We start from the raw sequence: 19,365 nt of genomic DNA, 5'->3' as shown, positions 1-19,365 counted from the left end.
ACTCTAGATGAAAAAGAACCTATATCGCCTACTTTTTGCGTTCAACTTAGCTGCCGCTACGGTGAGTTTATCAGGGTGCAGCGACCTGCTGGAACCCACACCGGTGCAGCAGCTGCCCGATAACCGCGCCATTACGGACGCTGGTAGCGCTCGTTCGGCCACAATTGGCGTTTACGACCGAGTGCAGGCGTACTACCAACTCAACTGGCCGGTGCTAGGCTTTTTGCCGGGCGAAGACGTACGTTTCAACGGCACCCTCAACCAATTTCTGCAAATCGACCAAAACCAGCTCAGCGCCGATAACGTGCTAATTACGGAAGCCTGGACGCAGATGTACCAGGCCATCAACGGAGCCAACAACGTTATTGCGGCCTTGCCCACTGTTGAAGATCCGCTGCTGCCCGCTGCCGAGAAAAACCAGTTGCTCGGTGAAGCCTATTTCCTGCGAGCCTTGGTGTACTTCGATTTGGGCCGGGGTTGGGGGGGCGTGCCGCTGGTGTTGACGCCCACTCGCACCAAGGAAAACGGCCAAGGCTTGCGGCGTAGCACTCTTGCCCAGACCTACGACCAGGTGTTGGCCGATCTAACTCAAGCTGAAACGCTGTTGCCCGAAGCCACCACCCGCAACCGGGCCGTGAAAGCTACTACCCGCGCCTTACGTGCCCGCCTGCACCTCTACCGCCAGCAATGGGCAGAAGCGGAAGCGGCCGCCACGCAAGTAATTGGCAGCACCAATTACAGCTTAGTCACGCCTTACCGCACTATATCCACGGCGCCTTTCCTGAGCCGCGAATCCATCTTGGAACTGACCTTCAGCAATGCCGACGCCAACACGATGTGGAATAACTGGTTTCCGAGTGCGCTAGGGGGGCAGTTCAACTTTCAGCCGGTGCCTGCTACAATTGCGCTTCTCAACGACCCTGCAGTGGGCGGCAACCGTTCGGCGTTGCTGGCTACCACCACTATTGCTGGCGCTAGCGTCACGTACGGCAACCTGTATAGCCGCTCGGCCCAGCGCGACGACCCGAGCTACGTGCTGCGCCTGGCCGAACAATACTTGATCCGGGCTGAGGCCCGCGTGCGGCAAGGCAAACTCACGGAAGCACTAGCTGATCTGAATGCAGTGCGCAGCCGCGCCGGCGTGCCGGCCAGCACAGCATCCACCCCCGAAACACTACTTCTAGCCATCGAAAACGAGCGTCGGGTGGAGTTTGCCTTCGAAGCCGACCGCTGGTTTAACCTGGTGCGCACCGGCCGGGCCGGCGTGGTACTTGGGGTTACTGACCAGCGCCGGTGGCTGTTCCCTATTCCATTCAACGACTTGGTTGCCGATCCGGATTTAGAGCAAAATCCGGGCTACTAAGCGTCGAGTAAAGCCTGCCCGGCGGCTGTTCGCTTTGTTGGGCAGGCTTATTCGATTCTAGTTTTTGTCACTTGATTGTCTTCTGACTGCTATGTTAAAAGCATACTTTTCTGTTGCCCTTCTTACCCTTGGCGTAGGCATGGCTGCACCCGTTGCGGCTCAAACGGCTACCTCCAGCAGCTTTTACTTTCCGAAAGCAGCGCCAGGCTCGTTTGACCCGGCCATACCAACTCCCGAGCAGTTTCTAGGATACCCCATTGGCTCACACTACACCCGCTCCGACCAAATTGTGGCTTATTTGCGCGAGTTGGATCGGGTGTCGGACAAGGTAAGTTTTCGAGTGCTAGGCAAAACGTTCGAGGAGCGGCCCCAAGTGGTGGCTACCATTACGTCGGTGGAGCACCAGCAAAACCTAGCCAAGCTGCAAGCCGAGCGCAAGGCCCTAGTGGACCCATCCCAACCGGCTCCCGACTACGGTAAGCTGCCGATAATAGTGAGCCTCAACTACGGCGTGCACGGCAATGAAAGCTCTAGCTCCGAAGCAGCCTTGCTAACGGCTTACTACCTAACGGCCTCTACTGCTCCCGAAACCAAGCAGTGGCTAGACCAAGCAGTTATCACCATCGACCCGCTGGAAAACCCCGACGGGCGCGACCGAGCTTCGCACTGGTTCGACCAAAACAAGTCGTGGCCCCCAGTAACGGATCCGCTCGACCGGGAGCACACCGAGGCCTGGCCCAATGGTCGTACCAACCACTTCTACACCGACCTCAACCGCGACTGGTTGGCGCTAACCCAGCCCGAAAGCCGCGCGCGAATGGCCTTTTTTCATGAGTGGTACCCCAACGTGATGATCGACTTTCACGAAATGGGCACCAGCAGTACGTACTACTTCGAGCCCACTAAGCCCCTGAGCACGGAAAACGACTTGATTCCGCGGGCCACCTATGAGGTGCTGAACGTGCACTTGGCCAAGTACCACGCTCAGGCCTTGGATCAGCTCGGTGCCTTGTATTGGACCAAAGAACAATTCGACAACCTTTCGCCTATCTATGGCTCCACATACCCCGATTTTCAAGGTGGGGTAGGGGCCACGTTCGAGGTAGGTAGCTCGCGGGGACTGGCCCAAGAAGGCAGCAACGGCGTCGTGAAATTCCCGGTTACCATCCGCAACCACGTCGCGACGGGACTAGCCACCGTGCGCGGGGCGGTGGAAGAACGAGAGCTGTATCTACGCCACCAGCGCGAGTTTTTTAGCTCGGCTCTGACGGCCGCCAATAAGTTTCCAACCAAGGCTTACGTGTTCGGTAGCGCTCAGGACCCAACGCTCACAAACCGTTTTCTAGAACTGCTGCTCCAGCATAAGATCCGGGTGCACGAGCTAGGTAAAACCGTCACGCTCGACAAGCAAACCTTCGAGCAAGGCAAAGCCTATGTGGTGCCTACTGCTCAGCCCCAATACCGTATCGTACATTCCTTGTTCGAGGAAGTAACCGCCTTTCACGACAGCGTGTTCTACGACGTAACCGGTTGGAGCCAAGCCCATGCCTACGGGCTACCGCTAGCCAAGCAGAAAAACACCAGCCTCGTGCAGGGTGCGCCTGTAGTTGCTAGCAAGCCCCTGACCGGTACTGTCAATGGCGGCACTAGTAGCTACGCCTACTTGCTGCCTTGGTCGGACTACAACGCCCCCAAAGCATTGGTGGCTCTGCAGCAAGCTGGGCTGACCGTGAAAACGGCATTCAAGCCATTCAAGGCCGGCACCAGCACCAAGCCCGTCGACTTCGGGTACGGGTCGCTGGTAATACCGGTGGCCACGCAGAAGCTCCCCGCCGATTCAGTATTTCAGATTGTGAGCCGGGTGAGCCGGCGCGCTCAAGTAACCTTCACTGGGGTAAGCACTGGCTTTAGCGTAGGTGGTATTGACTTAGGCTCCAACAATGTGCGTACCGTGCCGGAAACCAAAGCGGCCTTGCTAGTGGGCACGGGCACCAACGTGGCCGAAGTAGGAGAGGCCTGGTTTGTAGCCAGCCAACACCTTGGGGTACCGTTAAGCCGTTTGGAGCTTAGCAACGTGGGTCGCGCCCCATTGGGTCGCTACACTGCCCTGGTGCTGGTAGGCGGCAGCTACGCCACTTTGGACAAGGCAGCCGTCGACAAGATTCGGCGCTGGGTAGCGGATGGCGGTACGCTTATCACCCTGAAAAATGCTTCGGAGTGGGCTATCAAGCAAGGCATCGTGAAGGAGAAGCTGCTGATTCCGGCCAACGCCGGCTGGGCCGATACTACGGCCTTTGCGGTAGCTGTGGCCGAAGCCACGCCGCCTACGCCGAAAGCCACCCAGCGGCCCAAGAAAAGTGAGCTTCCTTTCGCCAAGCGCGTTGATTTTGTGGAGCAAGAGCAGGAAGGCACGCGGGCTATTGCCGGCTCCATTTACCGGGCCAGCGTAGACCCAACTAATCCCATTGGCTTTGGGCTGACCAGCCGGCAACTGTTTGTATTCCGCAACGGCACCACTTTCCTACGGCCCAGCCGCAACCCCTACGCCACGGTAGCGCAGTATGCAGCCGAGCCTCTAGTAAGCGGCTACGTGTCGCGTAATAATCTGCGGCAGATCAGCAACTCGGCCGCTGTAGTAGTAAGCAAGTCCGGGGCCGGCCGCGTGATTCTCTTCGCCGACGACCCGAATTTCCGGCACTATTGGCATGGCACGGACCGCCTCTTCACTAACGCGCTGCTATTTGGCCCCCTACTCAACTTGCCTACCGGCCCCGACGTGCCCACTGGCGAAGAAGAATAGGTAACTAGGTATTCAGGCTAGTAAAACGAAGTGCATTACTAACCTACCGACGCTCTCATTTATTCCTTGCTGTTCTTTGGAATGCTTTGTTCCGAAGCTCAGCAAGGAATACTTTTTTCTAGCCGATAAGCAGTAGTGTACTTCGTTTCGCCTGCTCCGCCGGAACCGGTTCCGTTGCGTGGCAGTTAACCTCTCTGATAATTTATAGCGTATAAGAGTTCATGACAGACTTCGCTAGCTTACAAGCCTTATTGAGCTCCACCTTGCAGCTCAACTATCAAATCCAGGGCAACGAACAAGGGGCAGCAACGCTCACAGTAGAGCCCGATGGGCAGCGGGTGTTAGGGCCTGCTGGATCGCAAGTGGTTTACACCTTCGAAAAAGGCCAGTTAACGAGCATGGAAATTCTGGTGGCTGCTGGTTAAAGCCCAGCATGCATCGGCATGTGATTATCATGCTTGAGAAGCAGATACCAATTAAACAATTTGGGAGATTATGTTTTTTAACTCATCTAGACTGAGTTACTCTTCAAAATGAGGGGCAGCTTTTAAGCGTCTTAGTGGGTTCGAGTAGCACGAATCTTACGTAAAATTGTATATTGGTTGCAGATCCTGTCTTCTCAGCTTTTTTCGTTCTGTGAACTCTTCCTTTTGCCTCTATGCCGCCTGGACGGACACTGCCCTGCTTGACGCATTGCGAGCAGATCAGGAACAGGCTTTTACGGAGATCTATAAGCGCTATTGCTACCGCCTATTCACGGTAGCGTACCGGAAGCTAAAGAGTAGCGAGGTAGCCGAGGAGCTAGTGCAAGACTTGTTTGCCGACCTCTGGATTCGCCGTAGCAGCATTCAGATTCAGCATTTAGAAAGCTATTTGTTTACGGCAATCCGCTACCGGATCATAAACTATATTAAAGCGCAGCAGATAAAGACGGGCTACGAATCATACTGTCGGTTAAGCGCAAACGAGACGGACACAGACACCGAAAAATCTCTCGCTCTCAATGATCTAAGCGAGGCCCTACTCGCGAGCATGCGCAAGTTGCCAGAGAAATCAAGGGAGATTTTCCAACTCAGCCGCCTCGAACATTATACCGTACCCGAAATTTCAGTGCGAGTCAAGCTCTCCGAGAAGAGCGTAGAATACCACCTAACGAAGTCTTTGAAGCTGCTCCGCACCTATTTGCGTGATTATTTACTGTTGGCTTTGCCTTTATTTCTGTGGCTGCATTAGGCATGCAATAGTTTTATAGTCAGCGCTCTGTGTTAGAATTATTAGCTGAAAATTTACTAGCGTTAAATTTATTTTAAAAAAACTTCCATTCGGTTTAGGGGTATCGGCAGGTTCGTTGACTTGTTAAATAGAACCCCCTAATTCTCGCTACCCGTGACGGAGGCCGAATTCCAAACTTTGCTGCAACGATACCTCGACAACCAATGTACTGCTGAAGAGCGGGCCTCGGTGGAGCGTTGGTATGCGCGCTTAGATGAGGTGGAAGCCCACACGCTTTCGAGTCAAAATCAGGAAGCAGTGGAGGATGCTATTTGGCAGCGCCTCGTGCACAGCGAAGTACTACCGTCTACCGGGGGGCGCGTCATTCGGCATCCAGCGTCTTTTTGGCAAAGTGCGCCTCTTAAGTGGATAGCAGCCTTGCTTGTTGTAGGAGCAACACTCGGGGTGTTCTTCTCACTGAATCTGTGGCCAAACCAGCAGGAAGCAAGCCAGGTTGCGGCTAATCAAGGCTGGATACTGCGCTACAATCAAACCCAGCAGGTCCAAACCTTCACTTTGCCTGATAGTAGCGTTATTACGCTGCATCCCGGTAGCCGCTTGCGGTATCAAGCGGCTTTCACGGGGCCTAGGCGTGAGGTACATCTGCAAGGGGAGGCCTTTTTCAAGGTCCACAAGAATCCAGCTCAGCCGTTCCTAGTATTTACCAAACAGGTTGTAACCACTGTATTGGGTACGAGCTTCCGGGTAAAGGCCTATACTGGTAGCAGTGAAGCATCGGTTGCAGTGCGGGAAGGCAAGGTAGCTGTACAGGCCCGCAAAGACGCCAAATTGGATATCACGCCAGCCCAGCCTGCTACTACCGGTGTGCTCTTGCTGCCAAACGAGCAAGTAGTGTACTCGGCAAACAGTCGTCATCTGAAAAAGCAGCTCGTTACCAAACCTTTGATTTTGCGTCCACAAACTTTTGAATTTGAGGAACGGCCCGTAACGGAGGTACTGACGACCCTGGAGAAGGCATATGGGGTGGACATAGTATATGACAAAACCAAGCTAACGGGCTGCACAGTTAGTATTTCTTTCGACAACGAAACGCTGTTCGAGAAGCTTGGTTTGCTATGCAAATCCTTGGGGGCCCGCTATACCCTCACCAACGAGAAAATTGTATTCCACAGCACGGGCTGTGAAATGAGTGCTTTGCGTAAGTAGTTGGTTTCCAATTACTATCTAATGATACTTTCGCTGGCTTCAAGAATATTCACTGTTACTCAAATTCCCAACCCCTTTACTTTTTTATGAAACATCCCGTACATTTTTCCCCATCAGCCTGGCCAAGGCTAAAGGTTATGTTGCTGCAGAGCGCGTTAGTGGGTTTGCCAGCTAGCTTGGTTGGTGTACACCCTATTCTGGCCGCGCAACCCATCGTTCCTGGGTCAACTACAGCACGGGCTCAGACCATACTGGAGCGTAAAATCACGCTTCAAGTGCAAGGACAAACTATTAAAGAAACGTTGGCGCAAATTGCTCGGCAGGCTAACGTACGCTTCGTGTACAGCCAGCAATTGATAGGAGCAGAGCGCAAAGTAAGCGTGCAAGCCACCGAAGAAAGCTTATCAACGGTTCTTGATGAAGTGCTGGCACCCCTTAAAATAGACTATGAGGTTACTAACGGCCGCATCGTTCTTAAGGTGCCCTCACATGCAAACGTTTCCAATGCAAACGTTTCCCAGGATGTAAGTGTTAGCGGTCGAGTAGTAGACAGCAAAGGTGCTGGGCTGCCGGGCGTAACGGTAGTGGTAAAAGGCACCACTACCGGCACCAGCACCGGACCAGATGGCAGCTTCACACTACAGGTGCCAGAAAACAGTGTGTTGGTGGTGAGTTTTGTTGGGTTTACTCGTAAGGAAGTGCCCGTAACGGGAGCCGCAACCAACCTGACCGTTACACTCGCCGAGGACACGCAGGCACTGAATGAGGTGGTGGTAATTGGTTATGGTACTGCCCGCAAAAGCGACTTGACCGGCTCGGTTGCTTCCGTGAGTGGAGCCCAGCTTACGCAAGTAGCTACTGCCGACCCCGTACAGTCTCTGCAAGGCCGGGTAGCCGGCGTGGAAGTGACGTCCAACAGTGGTCAACCAGGTTCAGGCACTCGCATTCGGGTGCGGGGCGTAGGCACCATCAACAACAGCGACCCGCTCTACGTGGTAGACGGTGTTCAGACCAGCGACATCGGCTTTTTGCTGCCTGCCGACATCGAGTCGACCGAGATTCTCAAGGACGCGTCGGCTACGGCCATTTATGGCTCACGTGGGGCCAACGGCGTGGTGCTCATCACCACCAAACACGGTAAGGCTGGCCAGACGCAGTTCAACGTAACGGGTTATACCGGCTTCCAGCAAATTCGGCGGACGCTGCCCCTAACCACCGCCGCCGAATACTCGACGCTTGTAACAGAGGCCTTCGCCAACGCTGGGAAACAAGTACCTGATAGTTACAACTCGCTGCTGCAAGATGCTATTGCCACCAACGCAAAAGGCATTGATTATCAGGATCTGGTAACGCAGAAAGGCTTGATTACCAACTACAGCCTGTCGGCTTCGGGCGGTACCGAGCAGAACCGCTACTTGGTGAGCGGCAGCTACTTTCAGCAAAACGGCATTATCAAGAATTCGGGCTTCAAGAAGTACGTAATTCGGGTCAACGACGACGTGGTGCTCACCAAGCGCATCAAGGCGGGCGTGGCGGCCACATTTACGAACAGCAACCAAACAGGCTCCGGCGACGGTCAGGGCGGCTCGCCGCCCTACTTGGTGCTGCAATACGCCGTGCAATCGAACCCTGTTTTCAACCCGTTCGGCCCCAACGGAACCTACAACGAAGACATCATCACGCGCAACGTGCTGAACGTGCCGCGCTACCTCGACGAGCAGAAGTACAACAAGACGCAGAACAACAACTTGTTTAGCAGCAGCTACCTTGACATTTCGTTGTTCGAAGGATTGTCGTTCCGCTCTACATTTGGCGTGAATTACAACAACAACCACCCCAAAACATACCAGCCGCAGTACTACATCGGTCCGGTAGACAACCGGGCCCAAAGCGCACTCATCGAAACACGCAGCGAAAACGTTTCGTGGGTGTGGTCGAACTACGCCAACTACAACAAAACCTTCTCCGACAATAGCTCCTTCTCGGCTACTTTAGGTCAGGAGGCGCAGCGCGGCTTCGGCAACGGCATTTCCATTACAGCCTACAACGTGCCTGCCGACGCTACCTTGCAATATGCTTCGGCCTCGCGCAGCACCGGCAACGTGGTGCGCAGTTCGCAGTACGACGGAGGATTGCTATCGTACTTCGGCCGGGCCAACTACAACTTCCGCGACAAATACTTGCTCACGGGTACGTTACGCTTCGACCAGACCTCGAAGTTTCTCGGGCCCGTGCGCACGGGCACGTTCCCATCGGTAGGCGCTGCCTGGAATATCTCCAATGAGAATTTCCTTAAGGACGTCAATTACTTGTCGGTGTTGAAACTACGCGCCAGCTACGGCCAAGTGGGCAACCAAAACGCCGCCCCTAACTATGGCTACGCATCCGTAGCGAGCAACAACCAGATCTACATATTCAACGGAGCGCCCGCTCCCGGTTTGGCCATCACTCGGGTCAACAATCCGGACCTGAAGTGGGAAACAGCCGTTACCACCGACGTGGGCATCGATGCCGAGTTGTTTAACAGCAAGCTGAGCCTCACGGCCGACTATTACGAGCGGCGCACCCAAGACATGATTGCGCTGTCTCCGGTACCCGACTACTTGGGTCAGGCTCCTGCTAGCGCCAACGTGGGCTCCCTGCGCAACCGGGGTCTGGAACTGGCTTTGAACTACCGCAATGAGGTGGGCAAGCTGCAATACAACGTTGGCCTTAACTTCACCAAAATCAACAACAAGGTAACCAGCCTAGGCGGTGGCAACCCCATTGTTGCCGGCACTGTGCTCACGCAAATAGGCAATACTACCCTCACAAGTGTAGGCCGCGAAATAGCCTATTACTACGGCTTGCAGGCCCAGGGCGTGTTTCACACGCAGGCTGAAATTGACGCCTATACCTTCACAGGCCCCGATGGGGTAACGAAGCGGGTACAACCGGGTGCTGTACCCGGCGACATGCGCTACCAGGATACCAATAACGACGGCGTAATTACGGCCGCGGATAACATTTACTTGGGCAGCGGCACCCCCGACTTCAGCTACGGCGCTTCGCTGAACCTGAACTACTCGGGCTTCGATTTCAAGATCTTGCTTTATGGTGTGGAAGGCGCCGAAGTGGTGAACGGTGCGGGTTTCCACCTGAACAAATCCGCTGACTTTGTGGGTGTGTGGAGCAACTTCTATGCGAGCCGCATGGACCGGTGGACACCTAGCAACCCCAATAGCAATCAGCCCCGCATCACGTCGAACGATACCAACGGCAACGACCGCCTAAGCAGCCGCCATATAGAAGACGCCAGCTACTTGCGCGCCCGCAACATGGAGCTAGGCTACACGCTTCCCCAAGCCTTTTTAAGCAAGGTGAAGGTGAAAGGTGCCCGGGTGTTTGCCTCGGTTGACAACGTGTTTACCATCACGGACTACACCGGCTACGACCCTGAAATTTCCACCTCGGCCTCTTACAACAACCCCCTTGCGTACGGCGTCGACTACGGTAACTATCCGCAGGCTCGCACTTACCGCTTGGGCTTCAATGTGCAGTTTTAATTAGTAAATTCCCACCTAACCTATATGAAACCCACTCGCGCCGCTTTGCTCGGCCTACTACTGATTACGGCCCTGTCTCCTGGCTGCCAAAGCTTTCTGGACAAAGAGCCCCTTGGTACCACCACCCAGGACAATCTTTTCAAAGACGCCACCAATGCCGTGCAGGCCATCAACGCCGTGTACGACGTAGCCGCCTGGGACCAAGGTCCCAAATGGGGTGACCCCAACGGCCAGTACGTGGCCCAGAACTTCGAATGGATGTTTGGCGACTTGATGAGCGATGATTCTGATAAAGGAGGCAGTTCGCCTAGCGACTTTCCTTCCCTTATCGAACTCAAAACCTGGAACACGCCGTCTAGCAGTCCAATCGTTAACTCGCTTTGGACCCACAGCTTCACGGGTATTGCGCGAGCCAACACGGTGATTAATAGCGTTGATGCGGGTACCATCGATGATGCTCTCAAATCGCGCCTGAAGGGCGAAGCCCTGTTCCTGCGGGCGTATTTCTACTTCAATCTAGTGAAGCTTTACGGGGGCGTTCCGCTGTTCGAGAAAACGCTGACGCCGGCGGAAGCACCCAACGCAACCCGTGCCACCATCGCCCAGACTTACGCCTTTATTGAGAAGGACCTGAAGGATGCCGCGGCGCTGCTACCTGAGAAAAGTGCTTATGCTGCCGCTGACCTAGGCCGTGCTACTAAAGGCGCTGCCAACGGCTACTTGGCCCGCGTTATTATGTACCAGCTGGGCACCGTGAATGGCAACAACCATACGTGGCAGGAGGTGTATGACATAACCAACACCGTTATCAACTCCAACCAGTACAGCTTGCTGGCCAACTACGCCGCCATTCACCAAGATATCGGTGAGAATAGCAGCGAATCGTTGTTCGAGATTCAGTTTGGATCGGACAACAACGGTTACGGCCCTATTTCGGTAGGCACCACCAGCAATATTTTTCAGAATAACCGCAACACGTTTGGCTACGGGTTCAATAACCCCACGCAGAGCTTAGTTGATGAGTTTGAGCCCAACGACCCGCGCCGCGAAGTCACAGTTATCAAGGACAACGACATCGCGCTAGGTATCCTCAACCGTATCGACCTCACACAGAATGCCACTGGCTATTTCAACCGAAAGGCGGCTATTCTCAGACCCAACGCTCCGGAATCGGGACCTCAAAACATCCGTAAGCTGCGCTACGCCGACATCCTGCTGATGAAGGCTGAAGCCGCTGCCCAGACCGGCAAACCTGCCGAAGCTGTAACCTTAGTCAATCAGGTACGGCGGCGGGCGCGCGTTTCAACCCGCCCCCCGGGCACCACGCTGGGCTCCCTCACCTACGAACCCACCAACGCGCCAGCCGGCACGCTGCCAGACCTGAATATGAGCCTATCGGGCCAGGCCTTGCTGACGGCCATCTGGCATGAGCGTCGGGTGGAGTTCGGGGAAGAGTCGCTGCGCCTTTGGGATTTGATTCGTACGGGGCGCTACATGGGCATCCTGTCACCCGAGGTGCGGGCCCGTGCGCTTTCGCACGTAGCCAGCGAACCCTCAGTGAATCCGACGCCCTTGCTGCCCATTCCTTTGAACGATGCGCAAAGCTGGAAGGTGCCGCAAAACCCTGGCTACTAAGCTGCGTGCTTTCGTGGTCAGCAATTGATCTGACTTACGGATAACGCCTTTATAACAACGCCCCGTTCTACTAACTGTAGAGCGGGGCGTTTTGCTGTTAGTAAGGAGAGTGAGACAACTTGTCTTCTACTTGCAGGCATTAGGCTTGCAACGTAAGTCAGTATGGGGTTATTCTTTGGTTTAAGTTGGTTGGCACCTTGGGCCAATAGATGGCCAGTACCTTTATTGCGCCTAACCATCTTTGCATTCAGTTGTGTCTACAAAACCCTTTTCTCTCGTCGTCGTCTCGCCCCCGGAACAGGTAGCAAATGAGGTGGAGCTTCTGGTTGAGCTTTTCCGCCAGGGCTTGCTGACGGCGCACATTCGCAAGCCAGACTGGACACTGGCAGAGCTGGAAGAGTACTTGCAGCTTGTTCCGGCCCCTTACCATGCGCGGCTTGTGCTGCATTCGCACTATGAATTGGTGTTGCGCTATAATCTCAAAGGCATACACTTAACAGAGAAAAGCCGCAACGAACCAACCACTACCGCCTTGCTACGGCAGCTGCGCGGCCAGAGCATTTCTGCTTCCTTTCATTCTTTGGAGGCCGTAGCGCAGCACCGGCGACCCTACAACTACGTTTTTCTGAGTCCTATCTTCGACAGTACCAGTAAGGTGGGTTACCGCAGCAACTTCCGCCTGGAACAAGTGCAGGAGGCACTTCGTCGCTGGCAAGGGCGGCGGGGCTACATACCGCAGGTTGTGGCCCTGGGTGGCATTACGCCCCACAACATCAGCCAGGTACAGCAAGCAGGCTTTGCAGGCGCCGCCGTACTCGGCGGCATCTGGCAGCAGCCCAACCCACTAATTGCCTTTCAGCAGCTGCAATCAGAAATCAGCTAAGCCATTTTGCAACGAGTACACCACCGGAAAACCCCGGTCCTGCAACAGCCGGGCAGCCTTGCGGCTGCGCCCGCCCGATTGGCAGTACACAACCACAGGAATGGTGGGCTGTAACTTGTCTAGGTGTTCGGTTAAGTGGCCAAGCGGCAGCAGTTGGCCCCCAAGGTTGCGCTGAGCATGTTCGTGAGGCTCGCGCACGTCCACGAGTTGTAGTGCCTCCCCGGTTTTTAACTTCAGCTTCAAGCCCGCAGCCGTAATTTCTTGGATTGCAAATCCGCACAATTCCTCGTAATCCACCAACTTGGTTAGGTGCTGGTTGGCTTCTACCGCCTGGAAACTAAAGCTTTGGAAGCTCATGGTCAAGCTATTGAATACAAGCAGCTTGCCTTGCAGCACTTCGCCTAATTGCAGTAGGATTTTCAGCGTTTCGTTGGCCTGAAGCATACCCACAATACCGGGCAACACGCCGAGTACGCCAATGTCGGAGCAGCTGGGCATTTCATCGGGCTCAGGTGGCTCGGGATAGAGGCAGCGGTAGGTGGGGCCGCCCTGGTAATTGAAAACGCTGAGCTGGCCTTCAAACTTGAATATGGCACCGAACACCAGTGGCTTGCCGAGCAGCACACAAGCGTCGTTGACGAGGTAACGGGTGGCAAAATTGTCGGAGCAGTCTACCACCACGTCGTAGTCGGGCAAGATGGTTAGCGCGTTGGCCGCTGTTAGGTGTTGGGCTAGTGGCCGGAACGTAACATAGGGGTTTAACGCGGCTAGCTTGGCCTGGGCCGCTTCCACCTTCAGTTGCCCAACATCGGCAGTGGAGTACAGCACTTGGCGCTGCAGGTTGGTTTCGTCCACGGTATCGGCATCGAGCAGGCCGATGGTGCCCACTCCGGCAGCCGTTAGATATTGCAACACTGGGCAGCCGAGGCCGCCGCAGCCAACTACCAGCACTGCGGCGCCGGCTAGCCGCTGTTGGCCGGCCAAGCCGATTTCGGGCAGCATGATATGCCGGGCATAGCGGTTTTGCTCGGCGCTGGTCATGGAGCAACAGATGTTAAGGCGTGGTCCCAATCCTTCCATACGGGCTCGTAGCCCTGACGCTGAATCATGGCCGCAATTTCGGCGGGGCTACGCTCGTCGGAAATCTCGAACTGCTCCAGCGAACTGGGCTCCACGACGTAGCCACCGGGGTTGGTTTTAGAGCCGGCACTGATCGAGGTGATGCCCAGCCGGATAATATGGTCGCGAAAGGTTGGCGTTTCGCGAGTGGAAATTGAGAGTTCCACTTCTTCGTTCAGCAACCGATAGGCGCAAATCAACTGCACCAGCTCCCGATCCGACATTTCCACCTTGGGCTGCAATATTCCTTCGGCCGGGCGCAGGCGCGGAAACGACAAGCTGTACTTGGTTTGCCAGTACGTTTTTTCCAAGTAATCGAGGTGCAAGGCTGTGTAAAAGCTATCGGTACGCCAATCCTCGAGCCCGAACAGTACACCCAACCCCATCTTGTGCATGCCGGCCCGGCCTAGCCGGTCGGGGGTGTCGAGGCGGTAATAGAAATTCGACTTTTTGCCCTTGGGGTGGTGCTTTTTGTAGTCTTCCTGATGATAAGTTTCCTGGTACACCAACACCGTGGTCAGTCCCTCCGCCGCCAGCAGTTCGTAATCCGCTTGCTCGAGGGGCTGGACCTCCATGGATAAGTGGGCGAAGTGAGGCCGCAATGTGCGCAGCGCGTTGCGCAGATACTCCACACCCACCGTCTGGTTGGCCTCACCCGTTACCAGCAGTACATGCTCGTAGCCCCAGGCTTTGAGCACCGCAGCCTCCTGCAGAATTTCCACGTTGCTTAGCGTGCGACGCCGAATGTTGTTGTCGAGACTAAAGCCGCAGTACGTGCAAATATTCTGGCATTCGTTGGACAGATACAGCGGCACGTACAGCTGCACGGTGTTGCCAAAGCGCTTACGGGTGAGCTGCGAGCTAAGCTGGGCCATCTGCTCGAGGTAGGGCGCCGCGGCCGGTGAAATCAGGGCCTTGAAATCCTCCAGGGTCCGCTTGGGCGCGCGCAGAGCTTGCTCTACGTCGGCGGCCGTTTTGGCGTAGATGCTGTGCTTGGTACTGTCCCAGGAGTGGGCATCGAAAACAGCGCGAAAACTCATTCTAGTCGAGAAAAGCGGTGAGCGGACTGCTAGCGGCGGACTGGGCTAGTGGCAAAGCCAAGCGGGCCTCGTAGGCCATGCGGCCCGCTTCTACGGCCAGCCGGAAGGCGTGCGCCATAGCCACTGGCTGGCCGGCCACGGCAATAGCCGTGTTAACCAGCACGGCGGCGGCGCCAAGCTCCATAGCCGCCGCCGCGTGCGACGGTGCCCCAATGCCCGCATCAACCACTACCGGCACCCGGCTTTGATCGATGATAATCTCCAGAAAGTCTCGGGTCTGCAACCCCTTGTTGCTGCCAATAGGCGCGCCCAGCGGCATAACGGCCGCCACACCCACCTCTTCCAGCCGCTTACACAGCACCGGATCGGCGTGGACGTAGGGCAGCACCACAAACCCTAGCTTCACAAGCTGTTCGGCTGCTTGCAGCGTTTCCACGGGGTCGGGCAGCAGATACTTAGGGTCGGGGTGAATTTCCAGCTTTAGCCAGTTGGTTTCCAAAGCTTCGCGGGCGAGTTGAGCGGCGAATACCGCTTCCTTGGCCGTGCGCACCCCGGAGGTGTTGGGTAGCAGTTGGAACTGCGGGTGACTTAGGTGGCGCAGCAAATCGTCGTCGGTCGCGGTGACGTCCACGCGCTTCAGGGCCACGGTCACCAACTCCGAGCCGGAAGCCAACAGAGCATCTTCCATCAGAGCAGTTGAGCTGAACTTACCGGTACCAGTGAAAAGACGCGACGAAAATTGCCGGTCGGCAATAACGAGTGGTTGAGTGCTCATGAGCGAATAGCTTGCGGGTGCAACTGTTCCAAGAAAAGGGCGGCCTCAGCCGCCGGATCGGGGGCGTGCGCAATGGCGCCCGATACAGCCACTCCGTGTAAGCCCGCTGCCAGAAGCGCGGGCACATCGGCTAGCAGAATGCCGCCAATGGCAATGATGGGAGTGCGTATACCAGCGGCCCGCGCTTGACCGAGGATAGCCTGGTAGCCCTCCAGGCCCAGAATTGGGCTTAAGTTCTGCTTGGTGGTAGTGAAGCGAAACGGTCCCATTCCGATGTAGTCCACGCCCGCAGCGGCGAGGCGCTGCACGTCCTCGAACGTGTTGGCCGTTCCCCCAATAATAGGTCCAGCACCAAGCAGGGCGCGGGCCTCAGCGGGCGGCATATCTTCTTTACCAAGATGTACGCCGTCGGCGCCAATGGTGCGCGCTAGCGCGGGGTTGTCGTTGATGATGAGCGTGGCCCCGTAGCGCCGGCAGACCTGCTGGGTGGCGCGGGCTACTTCTTCCCACGCAGCGGCTGGCGTGTTTTTCACGCGCAGCTGCACCCAGCGGACGCCGCCAACACAGGCCTGTTTGGCTTGCTCGGTAGTGGCAGCAATGAAATGTAGTTTACTGATATGCATGTTGGGTTGAAAACGCAGAATGATAGCCTAACAGAGTAGGATTGCTAGCTAGCACGGTAGCCGTGTAGGCTTTGCCGGCCCGGCAAGCATCCTCCAGCGACTCCTCTTTTGCTAAGTGCGCCAGCACGGCCGCCGACAACACGCAGCCACTCCCGTGCTTCTCACCGTGCGGTAGCCGCGGGGCGGTAAACAAATGTTCTTCGCCGTTCAGGAATAGTATGTCCGTAGCCAATGCCCCGTCGGCGTGGCCGCCTTTGAGTAGCACCGGGCAAAAAGAGCTGACTTCGCGGGCTGCTGCCTCGGGTGTAGCCGCCGGCCATAACCGCAGCATTTCGGGCCGGTTGGGCGTGAGTAGGGCTAAGGGTTTGCACAAAGCTTCCACCAAGCCACGAGGCAGGCTGCTATGAAACTCGTAGCCTGCACTGGCCTTCAGCACAGGGTCCCAGATGATGCGCACCCGCGGGTTTTGCGCTTGCAGCCACGCCAGCAGGTCAGGTAATTGGGCTAAGCTCTCGATCAGGCCAATTTTCACATACTCGATAGTGAAACGGGCGAATAGCAGCCGCGCCTGGTCCAGGATATCAGCAGCCGAAACCCACTGCACCCGCTCGAATGTCACGTCGTTTTGCACCGTTAAAGCAGTGCACACCCCTAAGCCGTAAACCGCGTTGCTTTCCAGCGTTTTACAATCGGCCAGCAAGCCGGCCCCGCCACTCGGGTCGAAGCCGGCTATACTCAAGGCGTAGGGGCGAGGCAGGGGCACGGCGCTAGAGGTAGATTTCACTGCCTTTGGCCACAAACTCCTGCGCTTTTTCTGCTAGGCCTCTCGTGAGGGCTTCGTCGGCAGCCACTTCCTGCTGGGCGGCGTAGTCGCGGACTTCCTGCGTGATTTTCATGGAGCAGAAATGCGGGCCGCACATCGAGCAGAAGTGCGCCACTTTGGCGTTGTCGGCGGGCAAGGTTTCATCGTGGTACTCGCGGGCTGTATCGGGATCCAGGGAAAGATTGAACTGGTCTTCCCAGCGGAACTCGAAGCGGGCCTTGCTTAGGGCATTGTCGCGGTATTGGGCTCCCGGGTGGCCTTTGGCCAAATCGGCGGCGTGGGCCGCAATTTTATAGGCAATGACGCCGTCCTTCACGTCCTGCTTGTTGGGTAAGCCCAAGTGTTCCTTCGGAGTAACGTAGCAAAGCATGGCCGTGCCAAACCAGCCAATCATGGCCGCCCCGATAGCCGACGTAATGTGGTCGTAGCCGGGAGCAATGTCGGTAGTTAGTGGCCCGAGCGTGTAGAAGGGTGCCTCGTGGCATTCCTTGAGCTGCTTGTCCATGTTGGCCTTAATCAGGTGCATGGGCACGTGGCCAGGGCCTTCAATCATCACTTGTACGTCGTGCTGCCACGCAATCTTGGTAAGCTCACCGAGGGTTTCCAGCTCCGCGAACTGGGCTGCGTCGTTGGCGTCGGCAATGGAACCGGGCCGCAAGCCGTCGCCTAGCGAAAAGGCCACATCGTAGGCCTTCATGATTTCGCAAATCTCCTCGAAATGAGTGTAGAGGAAGTTCTCTTGGTGGTGAGCCAAACACCACTTGGCCATAATCGACCCGCCTCTGGACACAATGCCCGTCACGCGCTTGGCCGTCAGGGGGATGTAGGGTAGGCGCACGCCGGCATGGATGGTGAAGTAGTCGACGCCCTGCTCGGCCTGCTCGATGAGCGTGTCGCGGAACAACTCCCAGGTCAGGTCTTCGGCCTTGCCGTTTACTTTCTCCAGCGCCTGGTAGATGGGCACGGTACCCACCGGTACGGGGCAGTTGCGAATAATCCACTCGCGGGTTTCGTGGATGTTCTTGCCGGTCGATAAATCCATGAGCGTATCGCCGCCCCAGCGGCAACTCCACACGGCCTTGTCCACCTCTTCCTCAATGCTGGACGTCACGGCCGAGTTGCCGATGTTGGTGTTGATTTTCACCAGGAAGTTGCGGCCAATAATCATTGGCTCGCTCTCAGGGTGGTTGATATTGGAGGGAATAACTGCGCGGCCAGCGGCTACCTCGTCGCGCACAAATTCCGGCGTGATATAGCCCTGCGGCGTGTTGGCTCCGAAGCTGTGCCCCGCATGCTGAACACGCAGCGCATCATCAGCAGTTAGTTGCTCGATGCGCTGGTTTTCGCGGATGGCGATGTACTCCATTTCCGGCGTGATAATGCCTTGGCGTGCATAGTGCAACTGCGTAACGGTGCGGCCCGGCTTGGCCCGCAACGGTGGACGGATGTGCTCGAAACGCAAATGGTCTAGGCGTGCGTCGGCGGCCCGTAGCTGCCCGTATTCCGAAGACACGCCCGGCAGTTCTTCCACGTCGCCGCGGATGGCAATCCACTCTTCGCGCAGGCGGGGCAAGCCTTTTTTCAGGTCGATGGCAACGGCGGGGTCGGTGTAGGGGCCGCTGGTATCGTAGACCGTTACGGGGGCGTTGGCTTCGGTAGGGTTGGCGAAGTCGAACTTGCGCTGCGTGTCAGCCAGCACAATTTCGCGCATGGCCACCCGGATGTTATGAATCTGGCCGGGCACGTAGATCTTGCGCGAGCCGGTTAGCGGCGCGCGTTCCACCAGCGTTTGCTGGGGGGCTTGGTCTTTTTTCATGAAATGAAGGAAAGAAGGGAACGCGCGGGCTTAGCCGCCCTGAGTAGCGCGGATAATGGTCAGGCGGTCGTTGGTTTGCAGGGCGAAATGAGCCCAATCCGGGCGGGGCACTACCGTGTCGTTGACGGCGACGGCCATACCACGCTGGCCAACCAGATTCAGCTCGGTTAGCGCTTCGGCGATGGTACGCGCAGCGGGAAACTCCTGGGGGGTATTGTTTACATAGTAGACCATGCAACTAAGATGTAGTTGATTGATAATCTGCCGATAAACAATAGAGGGTGCGCCCAGCGAGCCCACGCGGACGCACTGCTGCTACAGCTACTTTTCCCTTCGCAGGTATCAGCCTGATCAGGTTCAAAGGGTATCATCTCAGTCCTGGCTAGCAGGACACCCCTAAAGTTTACGCCGCTAACCTAGCGTATCGCTCGTGAAGCGCCAAACATATAATTCGGGCTTTGCTGCTCTTTGGTCTACGTAAAGTCAGCACGAAGGCGCGCAGTT

At 56.3% G+C, this 19,365-nt stretch carries 15 protein-coding genes and 1 riboswitch; of the genes, 8 read left to right on the top strand and 7 right to left on the bottom strand.

Features of this window, described 5'->3' with window-relative positions; translation table 11 throughout:
- The first annotated feature begins 7 nt into the window (after positions 1-7).
- The 8 genes from P1X16_RS29975 to P1X16_RS29940 all read left to right on the top strand — a co-directional run bounded on the left by P1X16_RS29975 (position 8) and on the right by P1X16_RS29940 (position 12,665).
- Positions 8-1,363, top strand: a complete 1,356-nt coding sequence (locus P1X16_RS29975) for a RagB/SusD family nutrient uptake outer membrane protein (protein WP_277236453.1) — start codon at positions 8-10, stop codon at positions 1,361-1,363.
- Between the two features lie 139 nt (positions 1,364-1,502).
- Positions 1,503-4,163, top strand: a complete 2,661-nt coding sequence (locus P1X16_RS29970) for a M14 family zinc carboxypeptidase (RefSeq protein ID WP_277236452.1) — start codon at positions 1,503-1,505, stop codon at positions 4,161-4,163.
- A gap of 221 nt (positions 4,164-4,384) precedes the next feature.
- A complete protein-coding gene (locus P1X16_RS29965; RefSeq protein WP_277236451.1) occupies positions 4,385-4,588 on the top strand; it encodes a hypothetical protein in 204 nt (67 codons plus the stop codon).
- A gap of 211 nt (positions 4,589-4,799) precedes the next feature.
- Entirely contained in the window at positions 4,800-5,396 is a 597-nt protein-coding gene (locus tag P1X16_RS29960; RefSeq protein ID WP_277236450.1) for an RNA polymerase sigma-70 factor, read from the top strand.
- A gap of 177 nt (positions 5,397-5,573) precedes the next feature.
- Positions 5,574-6,602, top strand: coding sequence for a FecR family protein (locus tag P1X16_RS29955; RefSeq protein WP_277236449.1), 1,029 nt, complete (start codon positions 5,574-5,576; stop codon positions 6,600-6,602).
- A gap of 137 nt (positions 6,603-6,739) precedes the next feature.
- Positions 6,740-10,147, top strand: coding sequence for a TonB-dependent receptor (locus tag P1X16_RS29950; RefSeq protein WP_277236448.1), 3,408 nt, complete (start codon positions 6,740-6,742; stop codon positions 10,145-10,147).
- A gap of 24 nt (positions 10,148-10,171) precedes the next feature.
- Positions 10,172-11,782 carry a RagB/SusD family nutrient uptake outer membrane protein gene (locus tag P1X16_RS29945; RefSeq protein ID WP_277236447.1) on the top strand — a complete coding sequence of 537 codons (1,611 nt, stop codon included), beginning with the start codon at positions 10,172-10,174 and terminating at the stop codon, positions 11,780-11,782.
- 253 nt (positions 11,783-12,035) lie between these two features.
- Entirely contained in the window at positions 12,036-12,665 is a 630-nt protein-coding gene (locus P1X16_RS29940) for a thiamine phosphate synthase (protein ID WP_277236446.1), read from the top strand.
- On the opposite strand, the gene moeB is transcribed toward P1X16_RS29940, so the two are convergent.
- The 7 genes from moeB to thiS are packed head-to-tail and all read right to left on the bottom strand — an operon-like array spanning position 12,651 to position 19,095.
- The gene (gene moeB / locus P1X16_RS29935; protein ID WP_277236445.1) at positions 12,651-13,706 is read right to left on the bottom strand and encodes a molybdopterin-synthase adenylyltransferase MoeB; all 1,056 of its coding nucleotides are present in this window, start codon (positions 13,704-13,706) and stop codon (positions 12,651-12,653) included. The two genes, P1X16_RS29940 and moeB, sit on opposite strands and share 15 nt — an antisense overlap.
- Entirely contained in the window at positions 13,703-14,824 is a 1,122-nt protein-coding gene (gene thiH, locus P1X16_RS29930) for a 2-iminoacetate synthase ThiH (protein ID WP_277236444.1), read from the bottom strand. The genes moeB and thiH overlap by 4 nt, the downstream gene beginning before the upstream one ends.
- 1 nt (position 14,825) lies before the next feature.
- Positions 14,826-15,599, bottom strand: a complete 774-nt coding sequence (locus P1X16_RS29925; RefSeq protein WP_277236443.1) for a thiazole synthase — start codon at positions 15,597-15,599, stop codon at positions 14,826-14,828.
- On the bottom strand, positions 15,596-16,222 hold the full coding sequence (locus P1X16_RS29920) for a thiamine phosphate synthase (RefSeq protein WP_277236442.1): 627 nt from the start codon (positions 16,220-16,222) through the stop codon (positions 15,596-15,598). Before P1X16_RS29920 ends, P1X16_RS29925 begins: the two co-directional genes overlap by 4 nt.
- Positions 16,209-16,985 carry a hydroxymethylpyrimidine/phosphomethylpyrimidine kinase gene (locus tag P1X16_RS29915; protein WP_277236441.1) on the bottom strand — a complete coding sequence of 259 codons (777 nt, stop codon included), beginning with the start codon at positions 16,983-16,985 and terminating at the stop codon, positions 16,209-16,211. The genes P1X16_RS29920 and P1X16_RS29915 overlap by 14 nt, the downstream gene beginning before the upstream one ends.
- A gap of 4 nt (positions 16,986-16,989) precedes the next feature.
- On the bottom strand, positions 16,990-18,861 hold the full coding sequence (thiC, locus tag P1X16_RS29910; protein WP_277236440.1) for a phosphomethylpyrimidine synthase ThiC: 1,872 nt from the start codon (positions 18,859-18,861) through the stop codon (positions 16,990-16,992).
- A 30-nt stretch (positions 18,862-18,891) separates the two neighbouring features.
- On the bottom strand, positions 18,892-19,095 hold the full coding sequence (gene thiS / locus P1X16_RS29905) for a sulfur carrier protein ThiS (RefSeq protein ID WP_277236439.1): 204 nt from the start codon (positions 19,093-19,095) through the stop codon (positions 18,892-18,894).
- Between the two features lie 77 nt (positions 19,096-19,172).
- Positions 19,173-19,269, bottom strand: a riboswitch (TPP riboswitch).
- Between the last annotated feature and the right edge of the window lie 96 nt (positions 19,270-19,365).

It is taken from the genome of Hymenobacter sp. YC55 (assembly GCF_029433095.1).
Lineage (GTDB): Bacteria > Bacteroidota > Bacteroidia > Cytophagales > Hymenobacteraceae > Hymenobacter.
This window is presented reverse-complemented; position numbering and strand designations above follow the sequence as displayed.